The organism is Pseudoalteromonas sp. AWH4_217 (assembly GCF_056161105.1).
In genome coordinates this window covers 107,129-130,346 of the sequence record NZ_JBSWYM010000012.1, presented here as the reverse complement: position 1 = coordinate 130,346, position 23,218 = coordinate 107,129, and the positions used below count along the sequence as shown (strand labels likewise).

Here is a 23,218-nt window from a genome sequence, read left to right as displayed (position 1 = left end):
CAGCAAAACGAGTGCCAAAAATATATTTATAACAATATCAATTGGATAGCCTATTTTTAAGCCTTGGTTCAGAACGCATAGTGACTGAATTTAGTGAATTTAACCAAATATTAGTGTAACTAATTATGTGTGTAGGTTTGAGTGTGTCACTGAATTGTCAATTATTGCATCTAGCATTGGACTTGTACCGAGTGGCTTTCATTGACGAGCAGACAGATGTTACATTCGATAGTAACCCGGCCGACACAGGACAATACGAGTGATACACAGGCGCTGGCAAGAATTCCGGATTGCGCTATGTTTCTCGGGGTTGGGGCGGCCAGTGCTGCGGAGCTTGGGAATTCAGCATGTGTTATCTGCAGTAACGACTCACCCTGGTTACTTATCGACTGTGGCCACGATACCCTGTTGCGATTTAAGCGGGCTTTTGGCGGTCAGTCTCTGCCTCAGGCGGTATTTATTACGCACCTGCATTACGATCATATTGGCGGGCTGGAACAGCTCTACTTCAAAGCAGCATTGAGTGAGCAAAAAGTTCGCCTGTATGTGCCTGTGCAACTTATCCAGTCATTGTGTGCCATGCTGGCTTATACTGGGCTGGCAGAGCAACGTGAAGATATCTGGCACACTTTTGAGTTACACCCGGTTGGTGAGTACTTTTTTCATCAGCAGGTCCGGTTAAATTGTTACCCGGTGCGTCATCAGGCTCCTGGTAGTGCGTTCTCCCTGCATCTTCCCGGGCGGTTTTTCTATAGTGGCGATACCCGACCAATCCCTGAACTATTAATCCACCAGATAGGTCAGGGAGAGATCATATTTCACGACTGTGTGGCGTCGGGTAACCCCAGCCATGCTGGTCTGGATGAACTACTAAAAGAATACCCGCCAGCCATTCTGGCCAGGATATGCGCTTACCACTATCACGGAGAGGACGACGTCCGTGCGTTTGAAGACGCAGGCATTGGGTATGCCAAACCACAGCAAATAATTCCTTTTTGTTAAGCCCCTTTACAGTGCGTACCCTGATCAGTTCGACTGATACGGATCTCAGCCAGCATTTCCTCTTCCTCCTCATCAAAGCCGGTTTCAACAAACCCAAAACTGGCATAAAAGTCCTTTGCGACCGGGTTATCCGGTACGTAACAGATTGCGATTTCTGTGACTTCCGGGAGGCTACGGATCTCCTCCAGTGCTGCACTAAGTGCTTGTCTGCCGATGCCCTGCTGTTGATATGTTTTGTCCACCATTAATCGCCAGATTGAGACCCTGTGGGGCTTTTCAAACACCCACATGATAAGGCCGACCTGTTCACCCCGATAATTGATTGCACGTATCTCATATTCCGGGTTATAGGCCGCTTCCAGCAGGGTCCAGTCGTTGGGTGCCACCAGTGGCTTTTGCTTTTCGTGTAGTTGCAGATCACTCAGGTGCTCAAAATTTTCATGCCAAACGGTACTCAGAAACACCGCCGGGTGTTGAGATGTCCGATGCCATTCCATCAGGCAGGCATTGTCGTTCCAGCGTCCTTTGAACTCAAATGAGAGTTGGCTAAGCAGTGTTCTCATTCGCTCATTATCTTGTACATAGACAGCGGAAATGACCTGGCAATCCGACTTAGCTTGGAGTTGGGTAAGTAATGCCCGCAAAGCCTGAGTTGCAAATCCCTGGCGTCGATAACGCTTGTCTATGAGCAGTTGCGTGATGGTATATTCATGTTTGGTGCCTTCGGGCTCCATGGGATGATACTGCATAAACCCGACCAGCGTTTGCTGATGATAGATGAGCAGGTTACGGTAATATGGAAAGAATGCCGACTCGGCGAGCGCTTCGGCTGGTGAGGCAATATAGCTCAGGTCTTCATTGAGCAGTTGCAGTGCAAATACGTCACTGTAATTGTCTTTAGTGGCTGGTTTTAGTGTGATCATGGCGACTCCTTTTTTCCTTATATAGGTCCGTGTTGGCTAAATCCAAGCCATTTGTGTGTCTTTTAATGCTCTCAGCAGGTGATTTGTAAGTGTTTGGTTTAAAATAATATCTTCTGTTATTACGAGATTTAGTGATATTTATAGGATAATAATTGCACTATTTTCTGGTCTTTTGAGTAATTTTTTGCTATCTATGTTACTACTTTTGGTTGTATTGCTTATTCTCTTATTAATACTTTTGTGGTTTTTAAGAGTCAGAGAAAGAAGCGGGGGAGTTAATCATGTTGTTTTCTCAGTCAGGTCGCACGAGTCATAATCAGTGTTCTTTATTTTTCATCACGATCGCCACTGTCATTCTGTTAGCTATTACTCTGTTACTCGCCTAGCTGGTCGACATTCATGGATGGCCAACACCGCTGGTTTAATGACACAAACATATAAAGCATGGTGCTCGTTAATCATATGCTGCAACTTGTTTCATCACTACAATATCTGAATATATTTAGTTATATTTCCCGCAAAATACGTTAAAATACTCCTTTACGATGTTGTGCAGGCCCTGTCCCTTAGTCTGGCATGCCATAATGCAAAAGGGCGCAGAACTGTGCTCGGAATGTAACCGCTCTGTTCAAAGGAAAATTATGCAACTAGTTGATTTAAAAAAAGATGATCCCAGTGTGAGAGAACTATTTGCAGAAATTGACCGACTTATGAATACCCTCTATCCCATTGCCAGTGACCAATCTCTGGCATTGGAAGAACTCAATCAGCCTAATGTTCGCGCTGTTGGTCTTCGCAACGAGGAAGGAATTGTGGCGTGTGGCGCCATCGTGAAGCAATTTGACAAAACCTTGTACGGTGAAATTAAGCGTCTGTATGTTAAACCTCAGTATCGCGGTAAGGGATTGTCCAAACGCATCATGCAAATTCTGCTGCACTATGCCGGCGATGCGCAAATTCCTCTGATCCGCCTGGAAACGGGGGTTAAACAAGAAAAAGCCATTAACCTCTATGAAACCCTGGGGTTTGAGCGATGCGAACGCTTTGGTTTGTACCGTGACAACCCGCTCAGTGTGTTTATGTCCTTGTCGCTAAACAAAGAATCAAACGAGTAGTGTTGAAATTCCAGGCCCTAAAGTCGACTTTGCTGCCATCTTAGTCTAGTTTTTAATCTGACTATCGCGAAGTTAAGGAGGAGCGGGTGAAAATTCTGGTTGTCGATGACATGACCTCAATGCGCCACGTGATGATAGGTATGCTGCGTCGACTTGGTTTTACAGACATAGATGAAGCCACAGATGGAAAGCGTGCGCTGGAATTACTCGGGATAAAATCCTACCAACTGGTTATATCTGATCTAAATATGCCGCATGTCGACGGGTTGGCACTGCTACATGAGATCCGCTCCAGAACGGCACTCAAAGACCTCAAGCTGCTAATGGTGACCTGCGAAAATGGTCGGGACCGGGTGCAACAGGTGCTGCTGCAGAAAGTCGATGGGTTTGTCATTAAGCCATTCAGTCTGGCAACGCTGGAAAAGCAATTAAAAAAGATGAAGCTGCTGGACACCATTGAATAGGCATCAGGAAATATCGTAAAAAAGCCCCGTTATTTCGGGGCTTTTTTGGCTTTGAAAATTACTGCTGTGAAGTAACCGGGAAGCCTCGGTCCAGCATCAGGGCTTCTACCGCAGCATCGCGACCGCGGAACTTGCGATAGGCTTCTGCCGGGTCCATTGCATTACGTACAGAGAACAGATAGTTCACCAGGCGCTGTGCAACCTCTTCATCGTAAAAACCACCTGGTGCACTGGCAAATGCTTGTGCTGCATCTGATGTCAGAACTTCCGCCCACAGGTAGCCATAATAACCGGCTGAATAACCTTCACCGGAGAAAACGTGGCCAAAGTGGGTGGTGCGGTGGCGCATCACAATTTCGGATGGCATGCCGATCGCCGCCAGCTGCGATTTTTCGAATTCAACCGGATCGCCAATTTTGGCAGGATCTGTGGTATGGAACTTCATGTCCATGATGGCTGATGCCAGGTATTCAGTGGTGGCGAAACCCTGGTTGAAGTTAGCTGCCTGTTTGATTTTGTTTACCAGAGATTTTGGCATTGGTTTGCCTGTCTCATGGTGTACCAGGAAGCGGTCAATGACCTCATCGGTCACCAGCCAGCGCTCTAACAGCTGAGACTGGAATTCAGTGTAATCACGCACACCTGAGTTTGAACCAGGATATTTCACCTTAGAAGACAAAGAGTGTAGCGCATGACCAAATTCGTGGAAGTAGGTTTCAGCATCATTCCAGGAGATCAAGCTGGCCTGGCCCTCAGGTGCTTTCACAAAGTTAGAGTTGTTTGAGCTGAGTACATTGGTTTTGCCATCAAAGGTGGTGTGGCCGCGGTAGGACGTTGCCCATGCGCCAGAGCGCTTACCCTGACGTGCAAACGGGTCGAGATACCATAAGCCGATATGTTCGCCGCTGGTCTTGTCGGTTACTTCCCATACACGTACGTCTTCATGGAAGACAGGGACTGAACCTTCCGGTACTTCGGTAAACTCGAAGTTGAACAGGCGTCCGGCAACGTAGAACATGGCTTCACGCAGCTTGTCCAGTTGCAGGTATTGTTTTACTTCATTGGAGTCCAGGTCGTACTTGGCTTTACGTACTTTCTCTGAGTAGAAACGATAGTCCCATGGCTCAATCTTGATGTTTGCGCCTTCTTTGTCCGCCAGTGCCTGCATATCGGCAACTTCTTCTTTCACACGGGCAATGGCTGCTGGCCAGACATTATTCATCAGCTCCATGGCGTTTTTGGGATCTTTAGCCATGCGATCTTCCAGGCGCCATTGTGCGTAGTTCTCGTAACCGAGCAGCTGTACGCGTTCATGACGTAAAGTCAGGATCTCATTGATGATGGCTTTGTTATTGTGCTCACCCGCGTTATTACCGCGACTATAATAGTTTTGCCAAACCTGTTTGCGCAACTCACGTTCTGTGGAGTACATCAGGAAAGGGTCCATAGAGGAACGCGTGTTGGTGACGGCGTACATGCCCGGCTTACCGCGTTCTTCAGCCGCTGCAGCCGCAGAGGTGATATACGACTCAGGCAGGCCTGAAAGTTGATCTTTTGTCAGGTAAACCACATAGCCTTCTTCATCGGCCAATACATTATTAGCGAAGTCTGCATGCAGCTTTGACAGTGCCAGGTTAATCTCGGCGTAACGTTTTGCCGCTTCCCCTTCGAGCGTTGCACCATTGCGGGCAAAGTCGTTGTACTGAAGCCAGGTAATACGCTGCTCTTCAGCTGTGAGCTTTTTGAATTCTGCACTTTCGTACACTGTTTTTACGCGCTCAAACAGGGCTTTGTTTTGGGTGATTTGAGAACGGTATTTGGCATATTTTGCCATCAGGCCGCCCTGCATCTGACGAAACTCTGGTGACGAGTTATTTGCGCTCCAGATACCAAAGTAGGTAAAAAGGCGATCCAGTGCTGCTCCTGAACGCTCCATCGCAACAATGGTGTTCTCAAATGTTGCGGGGGCAGTATTGTTTGCGATTTGATCAATCTCACTCAGGTGATCTGCCAACGCGATATCCAGTGCCGGCTCCAGGTCTTTCAGCTGGACTTTATCAAACTGAGGCACACCCTGGTAAGGGCCCGAAAAAGGTTGTAGTAGTGGGTTTTGATATTGTTTTTCAGCGATTGTAGGTGCTGCTGAGCTGCTTGGTTGTGTGCTGCTGCATCCTGCCAGCCCGATAACTACGGCTGCGCTGAGTAGTGTTAGTTTCATTTTCAACATAGTTGGATTTCGTTTGTTGGTATTTTAGTGTCAGCATACTAAAAGACTCTTTCATGAAAGTGCAATCAGGATTCGATTAATCGCCAAAATCAAAGTGTAAAAAGATATGAATGGCTAAGATCTGCGCTACACTATGAGAGCTCAAAAACTTCCTTATTCTGGATCATTCAATGGAAATCGGTATTTTTATTTACGATGGCGTTGAAGTGCTAGACTTTAGCGGCCCATTTGAAGTGTTCAGTACGGCTGCGCGTTTTATCGACGAGCCCGTAAACATTAGCCTTATTGCACCGAGTCATGCGCCGGTCAGCTGCCGTGGTGGTCTGTCTGTAAACCCGCATTACAGTATTCATGGTCACCCCCGATTTGATTTATTGGTTGTTGCTGGTGGGCAACATCAGCATGTTATCAACAACACGTCTGTGTTGGCCTGGCTGGCTGAAACCGCAACCCACACGCGACGATGTGCTTCCATTTGTACCGGGGTGTTTTTGTTTGCCGAAGCTGGGCTGATTGATGGTAAATCTGTGACCACACATTGGGATGATGTGGATCTGTTGCAAACACAGTATCCACACCTGAAAGTGCTGAAGGATACGCGGTTTGTTATGGATCAGAATTTTACCAGCTCAGCTGGGATCTCGGCCGGAATAGATATGAGCCTTGAGCTGGTCAAGCTGCATTTTGGCAAGAAACTGGCGGAGAAAACCGCCCGGCAGATGGATTACAACTGGCTTTAGGACATCATTGACAGCGTTGTGTCGTACAGCCAGTGAATAACCGGGCCTTTTGCTTTGTCTCTGCGCCTGACCAGGCCCATATCTACTGTCAAAGAACCGGGAATATTGCGCGTTGACAAAGTGATGACAGCTTCATTAAACCAGTGTGATTTAACCACATGCTCAGGCACCATCGCCCAGCCAACGCCTCTTAGCACCAAGCCTACTATGTAGTAATAACTGTCGATGTGCCAGTGATGCGAGGAGATAGCCTGAGACTGGTTGTTGCCAATGCGGTCGCGTATCACCAGCTGTCGGTGCTGGTTAAGCTGTTCTACTGTCGGGCATGGGCAGGAGGCCAGAGGGTGAGTGGGTGCCACGATCAATCTCTGCTCAAAGCTCCCTAGCGGAGTAAAGTCCAGGTTTTGTGAGAGGGGCTTTTGATAAAATAAAATCCCCAGATCGGCTTTTTGTTCTTCGACCCATCCGGCAATATCATCCTGCGAGCCGTTTAATATCGAGAGTTTTAGCAGGGGAAACTGATGTGATAGTCGTTCAAACATGGTTTCGAAAGCATTGACAGGTACGGCTTCATCCATGGCGACAGTCAGCGAGACTTCTTCTCCACAGCTCATTGAGAGTGCTCTGGATTGCAGCCTTTGACATTGCATCAGCACGGCTTCCGCTTCTGCAAACAAGTCATGCCCGGCGGTATTTAACACCGGTAACCGCGAAGAGCGGTCGAACAACTCAAAACCCAGATCGGTTTCGAGATTGGCGATGGCTGTACTGATACGCGATTGTGCTTTGCCCAGTTTCCGGGCCGCGGCAGAAAAAGAACCGGTTCTGACGGCTGTGACAAAGGCTTCCAGCTGGTCGAGGGTCCAGTGCATAGGGGGCTCCAAAGTATCCGAAAAGCGGATAGTAACTAACTTTAAATCATCCGGTAAAAAAGCATAATAGCGGGTATTCGCAGTGAGTGGGGAATTTTATGCAAACACACGATGCTGAGCTGCCAGTGCTCGGTCAAAATCAAAAAGGGTCCACTGAGCCACACAACGAGTCGGTTGCCAAAACATTCTGGCGTTACACGATCCCAGCCATTGCGGCCATGATGGTAAATGGCTTATATCAGGTTGTGGATGGCGTTTTTGTGGGCCACTTTATCGGGTCTGATGGACTTGCAGCCGTTAATATCGCCTGGCCTGTGGTGGGATTGATTGCGGGGTTGGGAACACTGGTCGGGATTGGTGCGGGGAGCTTGTTGTCTATGTTTCGCGGTGCGAAAGACGCCGCACAGGCGCAAGCTGTGCTGACGACCAGTGTTTGGTTACTACTGATACTGGCTGCATCCACGAGTTTGGCGCTGTATGCCAGCGGCACCTTATTGTTGGATTTACAGGGCGCTAGTGGTGATGTGCTTAGGTTTGGGCACAGTTATCTGTCGGTATTTGGCTGGGGAGCTGTGGCAACCATGGCTGCGGGCGCTTTGCCTATGCTCATTCGCAATGATGGCAGTCCGGGAGTCGCCACGCGCCTACTGATCTTCGGCGCAGTCACTAATATTGTTCTGGACTACGTTTTTATCGTGCTGTTGCAGTGGCAGCTTGCCGGTGCCGCCTGGGCAAGTGTGGTATCACAGTCTCTGGTTGCTGTGCTGGCTCTGAGTTATTTCTGTTCAGCAAAAGCGGGTGTTAAGTTGATGGCAGCCGGTTTGAGGTTTTCTCTTAACCTGGCGAGGCGTACTCTGGTGCAGGGGGCCTCCGGGCTTGTGATGTTCCTTTACTTTGCCTTTATCACCGCGCTGCACAATAAGCAGTTACTGATGTATGGTGAGCCTCTGCACGTCGCGGCATTCGCGCTGATTGGCTACATTGGTGTGATTTATTACTTTTTTGCAGAGGGAGTTGCCAGTGGGATGCAACCACCGATCAGTTACTATTATGGGGCAAAACAGATAGAGAAGATCAGTGCAACATTGAAGCTCGCTTGTCAGGTTAGTCTGTCGGTTGGGCTTGTTATCGTGTTGTGTCTGAACTTGTTCCCGGAATTCATTGTGTCGCTTTTTTCTCAGGAGAGTGCATTACTTAATGAGGCGCAAAAAGGCGCCCGTCTGCACCTTTCTATGGTTTTTCTGGACGGGTTTATATTCCTCGCGGCGATGTATTATGTGGCGTTGGATCAGGGGACGAAGTCTTTATTGATCTCGCTGGGTAACATGGCCATTCAGGTGCCTTTTTTGTTCTTTTTGCCTGAGTATTTGGGTGTTGACGGGGTGTGGCTGTCCGTACCTGTGTCTAATCTGGTCCTGACTTTGATCGTTGCACCTATGCTGTGGCGCGATGTATCACGGTTGCGACATGGCAGGGCTCTCAGTCAAAGTAAGCATTAAAAAGGGGGGTGGCAACCCCCTTTACATCTCTAAATTAATCGCTTTACAGGCACGTATTGTCTGGCTGTGACCAGGCTGATAGCGACTAAGGTAGCAATTACGCTACAGAAGCTTATCGCAACCAGCATGAGGTCAGGTGAAAACGCCATCAAGGTGTTCAGCCAGGGCCATGCAAATGCAAGGACGATCCCCGCAAGCGCAACGCTGAGCAGTGCCGGTTGCAGAAAAGCGTAAAGCCGCGCGACAAGTACCTGACGACGTTTGGCACCCAGCATGAGATGTACTTTGACAACGCCCTGCTGCAGGTATGCGGCGTAACTTTGCAAGCTGTAGACGCCATAAGCTGTGATGATGAGGATCAGCGCATTGATAAACATCAGTAACAGCGATGTGATGCGCCGATACTGATGTGCGTGTGTTATTTCATCTTCCAGCGCACGCCATTGTGTCAGCACAAACTGTGGGTGTTGTTGTTGCAACAGCGTATTGAGTTGCGTTTTGCTTAATGTGAGTCCGGGCGTCACTTTGACCAGCATATATGTGGCGCTGCCGTAATTGGGCAGGTAAAAGCGTGGTGGCGAGATAGGCTTACCAGGTAGCTGCAAATCGTCGATAACTGCGATGATCCGCAGGGCATTCGCCCCATCAATATTAACGGTTTTGCCAATGACTTCGCCACCTAGCTGGTGAGCGAATGTTTGATTGATGATCACCACAGGGTTCTCATCCTCAATGTCCTCTCGGGTGAATGTACGCCCGGCGACAAGGTGCTGATCCAGAACCTCAAAGTAATCCTGGTCGACGTTGCGGTGAAAGGGCAGGTAGCTGGCATCTTGCCACGGCGCGGTGATTTTAAACTGAAAGTCATCTTTAAGTGGCGAACGGGCGAAGCTGACTGATAACACGCCCGGCTCTTGCAGCAGTGTCTGCTTAAAGGCTTTGGCCATGGGGGCGTAGGCTGACCAGCCTTGCCAGTCCAGTGTGGCGACACTAAATTCCAGTTCATAAACCTGGCTTGCGTCGAAGCCCAGGGGATGAGTTAGCTGTTTGAGGCTGTCCCAGACAAGCTGAGAGCAGGCTAATAAGGTCAATGACACCAGCAATACTTGCGAGGCAACAAAGCGCCTGATGGTCGCCTGTGACAGTTGCTGAGCCAGGCCTTTACCGCTGCGTTTCAGGCTGTTTAAGAGATTCGCGGGTTGGCAATGGGCCCGACTCAGTAGCATGAATAAGCCCAGAATTGCGCCGCCTAATACACCGGCCAGTAGCACAACAGGTAAGGTAAGTGTCAGATGTTCACTCTGATAAATAAATTGTGATAGCCAGGCAGCACTGAGAGTAAGGACCAGAGTCGTTAGCCAAAGAGAGAGTATAATCGCAGGTACGATCAACAAAATTAACTGGCACAGCAAGGTATTGCGAATAGTGCCGTACTTTGCACCAACGGCGCTGCGTACTGCCAACTGGTGGCGGCTTTGCAGTAACTGGAGCAAAAATAACTGAGCCAGATTCAGGCTTGCCAGCAGCAGCAGGGCGAGTGTACAGGCAAATACAATCAGTATGATGGGGTGGTCGCCGCGCAGTGCCCGGGTTAAGGTCTGCGCTGTGAGTTGCGTTCGCCAATCTGCTATTTGCGGGGGAGCATGACGAGAAGCGGTTTCATTCACTACACTTTGCAGGTGCGTGAGCGCATTTTGCGTGTCATCAGAGTTGATCAGAACCCGGATATTTGGGTCGGGGCTTTGCCAGTACCCTTTATACTCGGAGTTATTATAGCGCCATGGGAGCCACAGCTGTGGTTGCCAGCCTGCCTTGAATAACTCGGGTGGTCGATAACTTTGACTGACCACGCCGCGAATGGGGTGAATAATCCCATTAATATTGATGTGTTGCTGTAAGATATCAGGTGTGCCACCAAAGACCTCCTGCCACAACGCAAAGCTGATCACTGCCCCTGCTGGTTGCTCTTCAGGTGACACCATAAAGTGATCCCCCTGGCCGTGTATAAACTCAACACCCAGCATGGCTTGCCAGTCACCACTGAGATACGCTGTTTTTATTTTTTCTGTATATACTGACGCCAGTGGTACTTCTTCACCATAGTGAAAAGCCAAAAGCGGATCTGCTTGTAATGCGTTCTCTTGTGAAAGACGCCTTGTGGTGAGTAACTGAGATGCTGCAGGGTAAGGCCAGCCATTATCGTGGAGTTCGGCGGCTGAGCCCTGGCGTTGATGCTCAAGCTGGTAAATCGAGTTAGGTTGTGGGTAGGGCAGGGGCTTAAACCAGATGTGGTAAAGCAGCGCTGCAACACACAACACGGCGCTGAGTGTCAGTGTCAATAAGACGAGCATACTTAAAGCCCAGCGAGGTTGCTGGCGCAGTTGCATGAGTGCCGGTTGTAAACAGGTATACCAGATAAAGTCACGGTAGCACTGTGGCATAGCGTATATCCATTGAATGGTCAGTGATCAGGACCTAGTCTACAGCAAAGATTGGTCCATAAAAATTGTATAATAATAACAAAAGGTTATATATTTAACGCCGGATACTATTGCAAAATCGGACGGTCAGTCCGGAATTACCACTCCCAGACTCCCAAAGGAGAATTACAGTGAGGATAAAGAGGTCGTGCGCAGTGTGCTTGGTGGCTATGGCGCTATTCTTAACGACAGCCTGTCAGTCCCCGGGCGCTGGACGCAAGCTGGAGCAGTTTGAAACCAGCTCTGCACAAGCATGCTATGACAGAACAACCCAGCCTTACACATTTGTGGTCGACGCCCATGTGCACTTCCGCCCGTTTGGGGGGGAGGCCGTGCCCTATACAGAGCTTGTTGGTTACTTTCAAAGCGCAGGCGTGTTATTCGTCAATGCGTTTGGCATTGGACAAATGTTTAGCGCCCAAAGTGGTTGTCAGCGCTTTTCGAGCTGCCCAACCGGTGAAATTAAGCCAACGATTAGAAATGACGTGATTAACGCGTCGAACGCGCTGCTCCACCCAACCACAGAGACTCATCTGACTTTGTCTATGAGTTTTCCTGATCTGAGTAAACCGCATCACATAGTGCAGCAAATGGTATTGCTTGATGAGGAATTTGGGCCTGCATTTGGCTGGATGGGAGAGGTCAACTTAGTGAAACAGGCATTGTTTGACCATTCTCATCAGGCAACCCCTGTAGAACGTATTAAAGACTGGGCACCTTTCATGGCCAGGCTACGTGCCCCTGATCAGGGTCGCCCGCCCATGCCTTTGTCAATACATGCTGACATTGGCTCTGATACTGAGCCAACCAAATACTTACATCTAATGGAATCTGTACTGGCTCAGTATCCGGATAACCCGATTGTTTGGGTTCATATGGGATTGTCGAGGGAGCAAACCAGGATGGATCCGCAACAACACATTGAGATCCTGTCCCGCTTGCTGGACGCACATCCAAACTTGATGCTGGACATTTCCTGGCGCGTTTTATATGAGGCTTATTTTCGTCATGCGACAATAAGATCCCAGTATGTGGCGTTTTTTAATCGCTATGCCACACGTATTCTGCCGGGCAGTGATTTTGTTGCAGCAAAAGGTTACAAGTACCGGGATTATGTACGTGAAGTCGAGATCAACAGTCGTATCAATCAGTACCTCAGCGATAAGGCGTTTCGCCATATTGCACTAGGTCAGAATTATTTTGACTTAATGGGACTAAGCTATCAGGCGCCTGAGATATGCCAATAACATCAGTTGTGAGCTGGTGTAAATGACCCCGACAGGCGGGGTCAGACAACGCCTATCAGTGGCAATAAAAAGTCACAAATGTGTGAGTGTTACACTGACCATCGGTGACACAAAAATGGCTTGGCGGTGGTGCCGCACCACCCACCTGGGGCGTCAATGCTGCGTCCAGTCCTTTTGCCTCGTTCGACAGCTGCTTTACATGTTTTTTGTTTAATTTTAATTTCATGGTCTTTTCCTTAGTTGAATTGTGTTGCTTTTTTCAGCAACACCTTCAACTTAGCGGGTAAAGAACAAACCAGCAATTGCCTATTTGTAACATTTTTTACGCATTAGTCTGCCTGAGGCTTGTTGAGCCAGTCCAGTGCAGCCTGTAGCGTGGCGTCCTGCTCCTGATTGTATTGTCGTTGTTCAACCACGATGTCAGGGACAAATGCTTCTCTGGGTGTACCATCAACGTGGTAGAGCTTCTCTCTGGGTAACATATAATTGAGCTGGCTATGGGGCAGGGTCTCACCGTAAATGGCCCCAAGCAGTTGTGACATTTGTGTGCCTATGACCGTTGCCCGCTTCATGCCATGCAGGCCTATGGTCAGGCCTTCTCCCATGCTGCCTGTCCATTTGTTGCAAAGTACAATTAACGGCTTGTCATACTGGAAGTCTCCACGTGGATACACGAATTCCTGCCAGGCGCGTTTCACGCCAAACTCTCGCTCGATGGAGACTAACTCATGTATCTGATAAGGCTGAGGTGCCTTGATAAAGCGACTCATAATGCCTCTTGCCACTTCTGTATTGCCACCACTGGGGGTGTGGCGTAAATCGAGGATCATGGCCCGGGTATCTTTTAACTGAGCCATAGCCTCATCAAAAGCGCTTATTAGCGCGTTATTGCCCAAGCTGTTTTCCGGGCGTATATAGCCCACTGTGCCAATGCGCTTTTGTGTCAGAAGAGGTTTTTCTGCGATCACATCTTTTACAATGGCTTCAATATCCAGCAGCTTTATTTCGGTTTTACCAAGCCAGCGAACTTCCAGTGAGAGGCGTTGTTTACGTTTACCCGTCAACAGCCGGTTGAGTGTCCAGCTTTTTGCAGTGTCGAATCCCGAAACATTGGCCTGCTCTATGGCTTGTTCGACGGCAGTGCCATCAATACGCAGGATTTGCATACCTGCGCGAAAGCCTTGCTGATAAGCTGATTCGGCAAAGGGGACCGCTGTGATAGTTGCTTGTCCATTGCGCCACTGTGCCCACAAACCTGTGGCCGTAGGCATTGGCAGATAGTAGTCTTTTGGCCGTGGTGTAACGTCAGCGTGATGATCAAACCAATGTTCCAGACAATGATTGAGCCGGCCTGACAGTTGCAGCTTAGTTTTGAGTTCAACACTTTGATGACGAATACACTGCTCAAAAGTGGCAAAATCGGTCGGTTTGTCATCACGGTAGGCATAGCCGAGCCGGAAATACTCAATAAAATGCTCTATGTCCTGCTGTATTTGCTCTGGCGTCAGAACATTTTGCTTATCATCTGTTTTAGTGGAGGCTGTAGCATTGCTAATGCAACAGGCTGCCAGAAGTGTTGCGACGAGTAGTGAACGCATGACTATCCTTATTGTTGTTGGTAAACAAGTTGCTCTTCCTGGATATCAAGCTGTTGTTCATAGTCTTCAGCTGACAGTTCTCCGCGCTGATAGCTGCGCTCCAGAATCAGCACCTGTTTTATATAACGCATACTGGCAATGAATATTTTGGGTGCAACCCGCTGTGAACGCTGCAATGTAATAAGATGCTCATTGAGTTCACTGAGTGCTTCCAGAGAGAGATTTTTACTGCTCAGGTTCTGGCTTAACATGGTATCCAGGTAATGAGGGTAAACGAGCGGGTTTTTAGTAAAAAAGTCAGCTGGATCGCCAAACTCTTCAATGTTTTGCTGATAGGCCTCATTAAGGCGGATGCTATAGTCCAGACTCTCTTCTACAACAGCCTCAGCTGCGGTGAGTACCTTTATTAAGTCTCTGATTTCTTTTTGATCTGAGTCGTAATTGCTAATTGCAATCGCCAACAATACACCGACCAGAGTCGCAACCAGAGTCAGAATAAAATTGCAGGCCACTTCATGGTGGCGGGTGAACGCCTTGAATGAAGAAGTGAATAGTAAAGCGCTGAGCGCCAGAAGTGCACAGGTCAGTATGATATACAGCATAGTGGTAAAAATTATTTTTGTTATATAGGTAAGATATTGATTTTATAGGAACAGTGCAACTAAAGAGCGAAGAGAGGGTGAAGATTGTGTGTATTGAGTCATTTCTTCACCCAAATCGTTGTGCTTCAGCGACTATGGCGCTGGTTGGTGTGCCTGAGCATCAAGCCACGCTATTAAAGCGTCCAGCGCGCCCGGCGCAAAGTCGTCTTCGGTGAGGTACAAAGCGGCCCGTACTGGCAGGTCTGTTTTTAGCAGGCTATGAGAGGCATTGCTGATGACCTTTTGTGTGAGCTTGTCTGGTGCACCTATGGTGCTGGCAAATACCTGTTGGCTGTGATCAACATCAACCCGGGTGTCTGAATCGCCAAACAGGGCGAGCAGTGGGAAATGGATCTGAGAAAAACCCAGGCTGACATCTGAGTCTATATTGGTTCGGACAAAGTTGAAGCGGGCTTCGTCTTCCAAAGGAGTACCCATAAAAGGATGCAAATGCAGATCACTGCCTTGATAAGTGTCATACCCGGATTTTATAAGCTGGTACTCTATCTCATTTAATTCTGAAATTTCCGGCCACACCGAGTGGTCATCGGCATGGATCTTTTGTTCGTCTATCAGGCGCAACCACATCGTATATTTGCTCTGCTCTCGCCAGTTTGCCGCGCCTCCCACCAAAGCTGCAAATTCAATCTCTGGTTCATTGTGCAGTTCGGCCAGTACCCAGCTTGCCTGGCTAAAGCCAACAACGCCAATTGGATTATCCGGGTAGCCATTGTCGCGTAAGTAGCGAATTGCGCTACGCACTTCCTCTGCGCGTTGAGGCATGGTTTGAGCCAGCCAGTTTCCGGTTGACTCGCCAACACCGGGTTTACTCCACGACATGGTGGCATATCGTTTACGGGTTAAAGTGTTGATAACAGGGTCAAAGTATCCGTTGGCACTATGATCCATCGCACCATCGCCGTGGATAAGCAGGATGATTGCATCGTGACTTTGATGTACATGAGGCACGACCAGCCTGGCATCTAAGGAGTTTGTGTTTGCGCTGAATGCAACGTAGCGTTCTTCGACGTGTTCCTTGTTATTGTTATGGCATCCACCAAGTAAACAGCACAATAAGGTAATAAAAACAGCAGTATTCCATCTGGGTATCATGATCTCTCCTTTTATAAACTGATACCAACGCATGCGATACTCTTGAGTACATAACGAGTTGGTACAATCAAATATCATCAGGTGTCTACCATATAGAAGGATTTCCCCGATGAGTGTTAAGCAGTGTGGAAAGTTGTAAGCTGCTGTAAAACTTCAGGTCAGGTACATCTTTGTGTAAGCGACATCGACTTTCGCTGTGTTTTTTATATTTGGCCTTCAACGGAGACGTACAGACTTTGTAATACCGTTACAGGCAAGCTCTGACAATGGTTAGGCATATGACGCATCAACTCTGATTTTACTATTGCACAGCTGCAAAAGTGTTTATCTACATGTTCTATTATCATTTCCTGAGAAATAATCTACAGTGTGTTCTCAGAGCGTGTTGCTACTGCATACACAGTCGTTGTCTAAGCTACCACTTAATTCTGGAGGGTAAAGCTCGATGAAAAAAGTACTAATACCGGTCACCAACCATGCAACCTTAGGCGAAACAGATCAGGCTAATGGGACCTATGCCCCTGAGTTGACACATGTAGTGCATGTACTCAAAGCGCAGGGGATCGCCTTTGACTTGGCTTCTCCTAGTGGTGGTCAGGCCCCTCTGTATGGCACAGACACAGAAGGAGATGAGGTCAATCAGCAGATGCTCGCAGATACTGAGCTTCAGGCTAAGGTTGCGAATACGCTAAGCGTATCTGAGCTTGATATCAGTGACTATGACGCCATTTTTTACCCTGGTGGTTTTGGGCTGCTTAGCGACTTAGCGACAGACAGCCAGTTTGCTGAACTGGCTGCAACACATTATGAAGCCGGCGGAGTCATTGCTGCAGTGTGTCACGGACCAGCCGCTTTGCTGCCTATTACATTAAGTAATGGTGAAGCGCTCATCGCTGATAAATCGGTGACCTGTTTTACCCGTGAAGAAGAAATCGATTTTGGCACCATCAATGACATTCCTTTCCTGCTTGAAGAAGCAATAGCTCGAAAAGCGGCGCAGTATCGTAAAGTTCAGCCTTGGCAGGAATTGGTGATTGAGGACGCACGCCTGATCACAGGTCAGAACCCTGCCAGCGCTCATGCCGTGGGTGTGGCACTGGCAAAACATCTTGCACAATAATTGCGATTATTAACAGGCACTGTCAGTGCCTTACAGCATCTGGCAGGCCTCTTCTGATAAGGAATCCATGTATCCATGATTAAGGTACATCATCTCAACCAATCACGATCAACCCGGGTATTGTGGCTGCTCGAAGAACTTAAGTTACCCTATGAAGTCGTACGCCATGAAAGGGACGCGCAAACCAGGCTGGCGCCAGCGAGTCTGGGTGAGGTTCATCCGCTGAATAAAGCTCCGGTTATTGAACACAATGGTCTGGTTTTGTGTGAATCGGGCGCGGTGATGGAGTATCTGCTCGATCAAGCCGACTCATCGAGTTTACGCCCTGAAAAAGGCGACGCCCATTACTACCAATATCTGGAGTGGTCTCATTTTGCGGAAGGGTCACTGGCGCTACCTGTGATCACCACCCTGCTGATGCAGATGGAACAGCGCGAAGGCACCGCACCAATGGATGGGTATATTGCCAAAGAGCTGGCACTGGATTTGGGGTACATCGAAGCTGCGCTGGCAAAGCAGGCGTTTTTTGCAGGTCCGCAGTTTAGTGCGGCAGACATAATGATGACCATTACCCTGGAATTTGCTGCCAACCTCAACCTGCTGGATGGTAAACCTCATATACAACAATACCTTAGCAAAGTACAAAGTCGTGAGGCTTATCAGGCCGCCAGAAAACAGGGCTAAATCACTTCACTATCGTCTGCTCTGTAGTGTGAAGAGCAGACGTGTTTTCAGGGCTGCTCGTTGTATCGCATCTTCTATTATCAATAAAAAGCCAATACTGATTGTATAATCCGGGCAATAATAAACCTTTATAGAATAATCTAAACTATATCAGTACCGTGAGTTTACGTGCTCCGGATCTCCTCAATAGCCATTGATAACTTTAGTGAGCGATATAGTGATGACAAAAACCATTTTAATTACCGGCGCAACGGATGGGATCGGACTGGCGACGGCAAGAACCCTGCTGGAGCTTGGCCACCAAGTGATCTTGCACGGCAGAAACGCTGATAAGCTAACTGCGTTGAAAGCGGAATTTGCAACCCAGTCACCACCGCAACAGCTGATGACGTACACAGCCGACCTGAGTGTTATTCATGATATTCACGGCTTTATCAACGAGCTTAAGCAGGCTGGCACTGAGCTGGATGTATTGATCAACAATGCGGGCGTCTTTGTGGTGCCAGAGCAAACCACGCCAGAGGGGATTGATGTACGCTTTATGGTGAATACCATTGCTCCTTATCTGCTTACCCAAGCATTGCTACCTGACATGAAGCAAGATGCCAGAGTGATCAACTTATCATCTGCTGCGCAATCATCTCTGATGCCACATGAAATAACCGGAGCCAGCAGTCTGTCGGACAATGCGGCATATGCCAAGAGTAAACTGGCCCTGACCATGTGGTCGATGAAACTGGGCGCTGCCTCTGGTCGTGATCAGCCAGCGATTATAGCGGTGAACCCTAAGTCTTTTCTGGGCTCAAAAATGGTTGAGCAGGCCTATGGTGTGGCAGGGGGTAATATTCAGGAAGGCGCTGATGTGTTGGTTCGAGCCGCTCTGTCTGAGGAGTTTGCTCAGGCGTCTGGTCAGTATTTTGACAATGACTTAGGTTGCTTTGCACGGGCTCATGATGAAGCATATGACGAGCAAAAAGTAGCCGAATTGATCCGAGTTCTGGAGACCTTTCGCCAGCATCATGGGTTTGCTTAGTGGATTTGCCGCTGTGAAATGACAGCGGCACCTGATTGCTACTCGACACGAGAGCATTGGTTGGAAAAAGCGAGCTGAGCCAGGTGGGTTAAGGCTTTTGGACGCAGCGTATCAAAAGGATGTAAAGTCACTTACCTGGTCTGCTCCTGTACTTTATAGCGGTCAATCAGTTCATCCATATCCATTGCGGCCTCAGCAATATTGGAGGCCGCCACAGCAATTTGTTCTGCGCCGGTCACATTTTCAGTTGCCTTGGCAAAAATTTCAACAATGTGTCTGCTTACTTCGTCTATGGCATTGCTCTGCTGCTGCGTATTTACCGATACGGAGTCAGTGACGGACTCAACCTGCTTGGCTTGTTCAACAATTTTACCCAGAGCTTCTTTAATCTGCTCTGCACGATGGGCAGCCTGCATGGCGTTATCTTTACCCTGTGTGATCACATCCGATGCTGATTGTGCGCTGCTTTGCAATTCGTTGACCAAAGCCGAGATTTCTTCGGTGGATTGCTGAGTTCTGCTGGCCAGGCTGCGTACTTCATCGGCAACCACGGCGAAGCCACGCCCTTGTTCACCCGCCCGGGCAGCTTCAATGGCGGCATTCAATGCCAGCAAATTAGTCTGCTCTGCGATGCTCTGGATCATATCGACCATACTTGAAATACTGCCAACACGCTCGTTCAGAGCATCCACGGAAGATGCTGATCTTTCCATGTCGTATGAGGCTTGCTGGATCACCGAGACCGCATCTGTGACGACTTTTTGGCCATTAACCGACTCCTTGGAGACTGACTTCGCAGCCGCAGCATTTTCCAGCATAGAGTTAGCTATTACCTGGATATTAGCGCTCATTTGCTCCGCGGCAGAGGCGATGGTTTGTACGCCGGATTGTTGCTCAACCAAATTGGTCTGGCTCTGGCTGATGGCACAAGCGGTTTCATGTGTAGAGGTTGCAATCTTGTGTGATGCGCGCCCGAACTCAATCAAATCTTCCTCAAACTGTTGGGTCAGTCGGTTAATGTCTTTTGCCGAATTGCCCAAATCGTCAGAACTTAAAATATCGATTTCATGTGCCAGGTTTCGATTGTTAATCGCAATAGCAATCCCTTCGGCAATTTTTACTGACTGCTGGTGGCGAAGACGAATCGATATAAACAGGGCCGCTGTGATCAGCAAACCTATCACCAGAATAATCAGCTCAACCACCAGAATGGTCACCGCCGTTTCCTGAATGTCGATAGCTGTTTTATCAACAAGTGTTAAGGCTTTTTCCTCAGCCTCTTTCAGAGCGTTAATACGCCGTGTGGCCGCTTCAAACCAGGCTTCTGGATCTTGCCCAAACCCGGAATCGCTGTCAGCGACAATGGCTCTGAAGCGTGCAACGTCGCGCATGGCACTTGAATTCAGGGCACTTTCAAACATGGCTTTCATAATCGGGGGCGAGGCTTCCACTGCTTCTGCGAGATAGACCTCTTGCTTGGTCAGCAATTGGGTGTATCGGGTCCGTAGTGCAGGTGTAAACTGGTCTTTTGCAAAGGTGTTCGACAAGACTGCCCGCTCAATACCGGCAGACTCTTTGGCGCTGGAAAAATTGTAAATGGCCATCAGCTCGGTTGAGATAACATGGTCTTTGCTCAGCCTTGCTGCGGTAATGACTATATGCAAGCCCTGATTATTGATGTCGGTGTAATAATTCAGTGCGTCAGGGAGGCTCATGGAAAGCGAGCTTACGCGTTGGCGAACACTATCCAGTTGATTGAATTTACTTAAAAATGTTTCGAGCTCCCGCTGCATGGGTTGTGACAGCGCCCAACTTCCAGCCTTTTCTTTCAGACTAGACAATTGGTTGTCGGTCAATCGCCGTTGTTGCGTTAAATTGCTTTGAAACTTGCTGCCTGCTGAGCCGATAAATCCGGCAGAGGCTCCACGTTCTTTTTGTGTTTCATGAACCAGCGCGAGCACAGCGTGGCTCAAAAAGGCATTGTATTCGGCGTCATAGGCGTCGTTCATTCGTTTGGTTGCGGTCGATACATCATAAAAAATGACGCCACCGAGCAACAAACAGGGAAGTAATACGACAAGGGTTAAATGGCTGGATATGGTTTTAGCTATTGTTCTCAGCATGCACGACTCACTTCTGGGGATTAAAGCAGAAATAGCTGTTTAAAGTTATAGTGCGAAGAGCCAAAATTGGATCACTTTGCAGCCACACTATTGCACAAATTAATGCTTTAAAGCTAGTAACTTGCTAACATTTAATAAGAAAAAAATACTATGTGTCTTTTGTGGGAACGATGAATGCCGTAGCCGACTGCATTAAAAAATTAAGCAGTTTTGATGGTGGATGAGATTAGTGCCACAGAATAAAGAACGACTGTGACACAAGAACGACTGTGACACTTTTTCTGTCAACGTAGCCTTATTTCTAAGTTCTGATTATGCTGCGTGATCTGTACTGCCAGCTGCGGAAACTGTGGGATGCCGGCAAGCAGATCATTATTGCTAAAACCATAAGGCTCTGTTGGCAAGCCAAAACGATTGCGGTTTAGCCGGCCGTCGCCATTGAGATCCTGATAGACCATAAAGCTGTATTGTCCGGGTTCTACATTATGCAGCGTGAGCTCAGGCTGAGTGTCAGATACCTGTTGCTGTGCAACTCGCCAGGCTCGTTGCTGTAAAAATCCCGCTGCCGAGTCATAGGCTACCAGCTTTAGGGTGCCTGACTGGTGCGCCAGGCCGCTGAATGTAATCGTCAAATCTTGTGCCATTGCACTGGCCGAAAGTGCACTAAGTATACAGGCGATGGCGGTAGTACGAGTCAGATGTTTAGTCATGTTAGTTATCCTTTGCTGAATCATTTTGTTGATGGGATAACTTTACGAAATGGAGTGGGGCATTGCGTGTGTGATCTGTCATGACAATGACATGACAGATGTCATTTGTGCTCAAGCGGCTGACCCTTTTTCTTAATCACAGAACTGGCAAGGGGCTTTACATTTGCTATGGCTGCAACAGGGTTTTGTGCCAAACTCCCTGTGCGTGCTGGTAAAGTTCACGTAAGTGGAGTCTGCTTTGTTCAAAGGTCAGAAACTCAATGCTGTGCGGACGTATCACAAACCCGCCCCAGTTGTCGGGAAGTGGCACCGCTTGTTCCTCAAAGCGGTTGCTGAGTGTTCTGAGTTCGTCGGTAATGGTGTCCATTGATGATAAGGGTTGGCTTTGTTGGCAGGCTAACGTGGTGAGCTGAGCGTCACGACCACGACTTTGCCAATAGCGTGCGGCATCAGCACGGCTAATCTCACAAGCCTGCCCGGTCACTCGTACCTGATAACCCAATGAGTCCCACCAGGCCGTCATCGCGACTTTAGGGTTGCGCCTTAAATCTTCACCCTTTTGTGAATTCAAATGAGTACAGAAGGTAAAACCGGTTTCATCTGCGGCTTTCAAATCGACGAAACGCCCGGCGGGGAAACCCTGTTCATCTAAAGTAGAAATACAGACAGCGCTGCATTGGTTCAAATTCGATGAGGCTTTAGCTTGCTGCCACCATTGCTGAAACTGTTCGACAGGATGATTCATCACGGCTCCGTGTTTATATTTTATGTCCAAAGATGTCATGTTTTAGCGATGGTTTCAATTGATCCACTCTGCTTGCTAACACGTACCTTTGTAGCGTCCCTTTGCTGTGATATGACCAGCAGGTTGGGCCTGAACAATTTTGTCTCAATATCTTTGCAAGGTATCACAGCTTACCCTATGGTTAGGGCTGGCGAGGCCTTGATGATAAGGAAATATGAATGGCTGATTTAACGGTAAAAGGTGTGATTTTTGATTTGGACGGCACCTTAGTAACCTCTACCCTCGATTTTGCTTTAATTAAGGCGCAAGTTGGCTGCGACCGTGACGCGGATTTACTTGATTATGTCGAGTCTTTGCCCTCGCCTTACATGCGCGAGGAAGCCATGGCATTGATCCATCAACATGAAATGCAGGATGCACAGCATGCCGAGCCCATTCCCGGTGTGATAGAAACGTTGTCTGTATTAAAAGCGATGGGCATGCCTATGGCCATTGTCACACGTAACTATTCAAAAGCGGCCAAATTAAAGCTGTCGCGCTGCCAGCTGGGCCTGGATTTTTTACTGACACGCGAAGATGCGCTACCAAAACCTGACCCTCAGGCACTCCATATGGTCGCAGATACCTGGTCGCTGCCTTATCAGCAGTGTGTATATGTAGGCGATTACAAGTACGACATCGAGGCAGCGCAACGCGCCAGTATGCATGCATGTTTGTTCGCACCACTGGGTATGCCTGACTACGCTGATCAGGCTGATATCATCATTGAACGCTTTTGCGACCTGCCAGGTGCACTTGGCTTACACTATCAGGCTCGCTCTGGTCAGTTGGCCTGATCAATTCTATTAGAATGCGCACGATACAGAGCAATTCTCGTCTGGG

21 protein-coding genes are annotated in these 23,218 nt (G+C 48.4%); 10 read left to right on the top strand and 11 right to left on the bottom strand.

Going from position 1 to position 23,218, the window contains the following annotated elements:
• Positions 1 to 216 precede the first annotated feature (216 nt).
• The gene (locus tag ACXAH1_RS16005) at positions 217 to 1,002 is read left to right on the top strand and encodes an MBL fold metallo-hydrolase (RefSeq protein WP_475198001.1); all 786 of its coding nucleotides are present in this window, start codon (positions 217 to 219) and stop codon (positions 1,000 to 1,002) included.
• Here the strand turns inward: ACXAH1_RS16005 and ACXAH1_RS16000 are convergent.
• The gene (locus ACXAH1_RS16000; protein WP_475197999.1) at positions 999 to 1,925 is read right to left on the bottom strand and encodes a GNAT family N-acetyltransferase; all 927 of its coding nucleotides are present in this window, start codon (positions 1,923 to 1,925) and stop codon (positions 999 to 1,001) included. The two genes, ACXAH1_RS16005 and ACXAH1_RS16000, sit on opposite strands and share 4 nt — an antisense overlap.
• Positions 1,926 to 2,566: 641 nt before the next feature.
• On the opposite strand from ACXAH1_RS16000, the gene ACXAH1_RS15995 reads away from it, so the two are divergent.
• Positions 2,567 to 3,040, top strand: a complete 474-nt coding sequence (locus ACXAH1_RS15995; RefSeq protein ID WP_475197998.1) for a GNAT family N-acetyltransferase — start codon at positions 2,567 to 2,569, stop codon at positions 3,038 to 3,040.
• Positions 3,041 to 3,126: 86 nt separating this feature from the next.
• Positions 3,127 to 3,504: a response regulator gene (locus tag ACXAH1_RS15990; RefSeq protein WP_475197997.1), complete on the top strand. Its 378-nt coding sequence runs from the start codon at positions 3,127 to 3,129 to the stop codon at positions 3,502 to 3,504.
• A gap of 58 nt (positions 3,505 to 3,562) precedes the next feature.
• Here ACXAH1_RS15990 and ACXAH1_RS15985 read toward each other — a convergent pair whose 3' ends face one another.
• Positions 3,563 to 5,731, bottom strand: a complete 2,169-nt coding sequence (locus ACXAH1_RS15985; protein ID WP_475197995.1) for a M3 family metallopeptidase — start codon at positions 5,729 to 5,731, stop codon at positions 3,563 to 3,565.
• A gap of 170 nt (positions 5,732 to 5,901) precedes the next feature.
• On the opposite strand from ACXAH1_RS15985, the gene ACXAH1_RS15980 reads away from it, so the two are divergent.
• Entirely contained in the window at positions 5,902 to 6,471 is a 570-nt protein-coding gene (locus tag ACXAH1_RS15980; RefSeq protein ID WP_253044629.1) for a DJ-1/PfpI family protein, read from the top strand.
• Here the strand turns inward: ACXAH1_RS15980 and ACXAH1_RS15975 are convergent.
• Positions 6,468 to 7,343, bottom strand: coding sequence for a LysR family transcriptional regulator (locus ACXAH1_RS15975; RefSeq protein WP_475197992.1), 876 nt, complete (start codon positions 7,341 to 7,343; stop codon positions 6,468 to 6,470). The genes ACXAH1_RS15980 and ACXAH1_RS15975 overlap by 4 nt on opposite strands.
• Before the next feature lie 98 nt (positions 7,344 to 7,441).
• Between ACXAH1_RS15975 and ACXAH1_RS15970 the strand changes: the two genes are divergently transcribed.
• Positions 7,442 to 8,842, top strand: a complete 1,401-nt coding sequence (locus tag ACXAH1_RS15970; protein ID WP_475197990.1) for an MATE family efflux transporter — start codon at positions 7,442 to 7,444, stop codon at positions 8,840 to 8,842.
• A gap of 29 nt (positions 8,843 to 8,871) precedes the next feature.
• On the opposite strand, the gene ACXAH1_RS15965 is transcribed toward ACXAH1_RS15970, so the two are convergent.
• Positions 8,872 to 11,283, bottom strand: coding sequence for an ABC transporter permease (locus tag ACXAH1_RS15965; RefSeq protein WP_475197989.1), 2,412 nt, complete (start codon positions 11,281 to 11,283; stop codon positions 8,872 to 8,874).
• A 209-nt stretch (positions 11,284 to 11,492) separates the two neighbouring features.
• Here ACXAH1_RS15965 and ACXAH1_RS15960 point away from each other — a divergent pair, with 209 nt between their 5' ends.
• A complete protein-coding gene (locus ACXAH1_RS15960) occupies positions 11,493 to 12,569 on the top strand; it encodes an amidohydrolase family protein (RefSeq protein WP_475197987.1) in 1,077 nt (358 codons plus the stop codon).
• A 55-nt stretch (positions 12,570 to 12,624) separates the two neighbouring features.
• Here the strand turns inward: ACXAH1_RS15960 and ACXAH1_RS15955 are convergent, their stop codons facing one another.
• From ACXAH1_RS15955 to ACXAH1_RS15940, 4 genes are all read right to left on the bottom strand, one after another.
• Positions 12,625 to 12,795, bottom strand: coding sequence for a hypothetical protein (locus ACXAH1_RS15955; RefSeq protein ID WP_475197986.1), 171 nt, complete (start codon positions 12,793 to 12,795; stop codon positions 12,625 to 12,627).
• A gap of 103 nt (positions 12,796 to 12,898) precedes the next feature.
• The gene (locus tag ACXAH1_RS15950; protein WP_475197984.1) at positions 12,899 to 14,167 is read right to left on the bottom strand and encodes a S41 family peptidase; all 1,269 of its coding nucleotides are present in this window, start codon (positions 14,165 to 14,167) and stop codon (positions 12,899 to 12,901) included.
• A gap of 8 nt (positions 14,168 to 14,175) precedes the next feature.
• Positions 14,176 to 14,769 (bottom strand): hypothetical protein, encoded by a 594-nt coding sequence (locus tag ACXAH1_RS15945; protein ID WP_475197982.1) that lies wholly within the window; start codon positions 14,767 to 14,769, stop codon positions 14,176 to 14,178.
• Positions 14,770 to 14,901: 132 nt separating this feature from the next.
• A complete protein-coding gene (locus ACXAH1_RS15940) occupies positions 14,902 to 15,921 on the bottom strand; it encodes an alpha/beta hydrolase family protein (protein WP_475197980.1) in 1,020 nt (339 codons plus the stop codon).
• 445 nt (positions 15,922 to 16,366) lie between these two features.
• Here ACXAH1_RS15940 and ACXAH1_RS15935 point away from each other — a divergent pair, with 445 nt between their 5' ends.
• The 3 genes from ACXAH1_RS15935 (at position 16,367) to ACXAH1_RS15925 (ending at position 18,758) form a co-directional block, all read left to right on the top strand.
• On the top strand, positions 16,367 to 17,041 hold the full coding sequence (locus ACXAH1_RS15935; protein ID WP_138543166.1) for a type 1 glutamine amidotransferase domain-containing protein: 675 nt from the start codon (positions 16,367 to 16,369) through the stop codon (positions 17,039 to 17,041).
• Between the two features lie 75 nt (positions 17,042 to 17,116).
• Positions 17,117 to 17,725 carry a glutathione S-transferase family protein gene (locus tag ACXAH1_RS15930; protein ID WP_475197979.1) on the top strand — a complete coding sequence of 203 codons (609 nt, stop codon included), beginning with the start codon at positions 17,117 to 17,119 and terminating at the stop codon, positions 17,723 to 17,725.
• A 220-nt stretch (positions 17,726 to 17,945) separates the two neighbouring features.
• Positions 17,946 to 18,758: an SDR family NAD(P)-dependent oxidoreductase gene (locus tag ACXAH1_RS15925; RefSeq protein ID WP_475197977.1), complete on the top strand. Its 813-nt coding sequence runs from the start codon at positions 17,946 to 17,948 to the stop codon at positions 18,756 to 18,758.
• A gap of 131 nt (positions 18,759 to 18,889) precedes the next feature.
• Here ACXAH1_RS15925 and ACXAH1_RS15920 read toward each other — a convergent pair whose 3' ends face one another.
• The 3 genes from ACXAH1_RS15920 to pdxH form a co-directional block, all read right to left on the bottom strand.
• Positions 18,890 to 20,881 carry a methyl-accepting chemotaxis protein gene (locus ACXAH1_RS15920; protein WP_475197976.1) on the bottom strand — a complete coding sequence of 664 codons (1,992 nt, stop codon included), beginning with the start codon at positions 20,879 to 20,881 and terminating at the stop codon, positions 18,890 to 18,892.
• Positions 20,882 to 21,165: 284 nt separating this feature from the next.
• Positions 21,166 to 21,591 carry a DUF2141 domain-containing protein gene (locus ACXAH1_RS15915; protein ID WP_475197974.1) on the bottom strand — a complete coding sequence of 142 codons (426 nt, stop codon included), beginning with the start codon at positions 21,589 to 21,591 and terminating at the stop codon, positions 21,166 to 21,168.
• A 166-nt stretch (positions 21,592 to 21,757) separates the two neighbouring features.
• A complete protein-coding gene (gene pdxH / locus ACXAH1_RS15910; RefSeq protein WP_475197973.1) occupies positions 21,758 to 22,375 on the bottom strand; it encodes a pyridoxamine 5'-phosphate oxidase in 618 nt (205 codons plus the stop codon).
• Positions 22,376 to 22,554: 179 nt separating this feature from the next.
• Between pdxH and ACXAH1_RS15905 the strand changes: the two genes are divergently transcribed.
• Positions 22,555 to 23,172 carry an HAD family hydrolase gene (locus tag ACXAH1_RS15905; protein ID WP_138553025.1) on the top strand — a complete coding sequence of 206 codons (618 nt, stop codon included), beginning with the start codon at positions 22,555 to 22,557 and terminating at the stop codon, positions 23,170 to 23,172.
• The last annotated feature ends 46 nt before the right edge of the window (positions 23,173 to 23,218 follow it).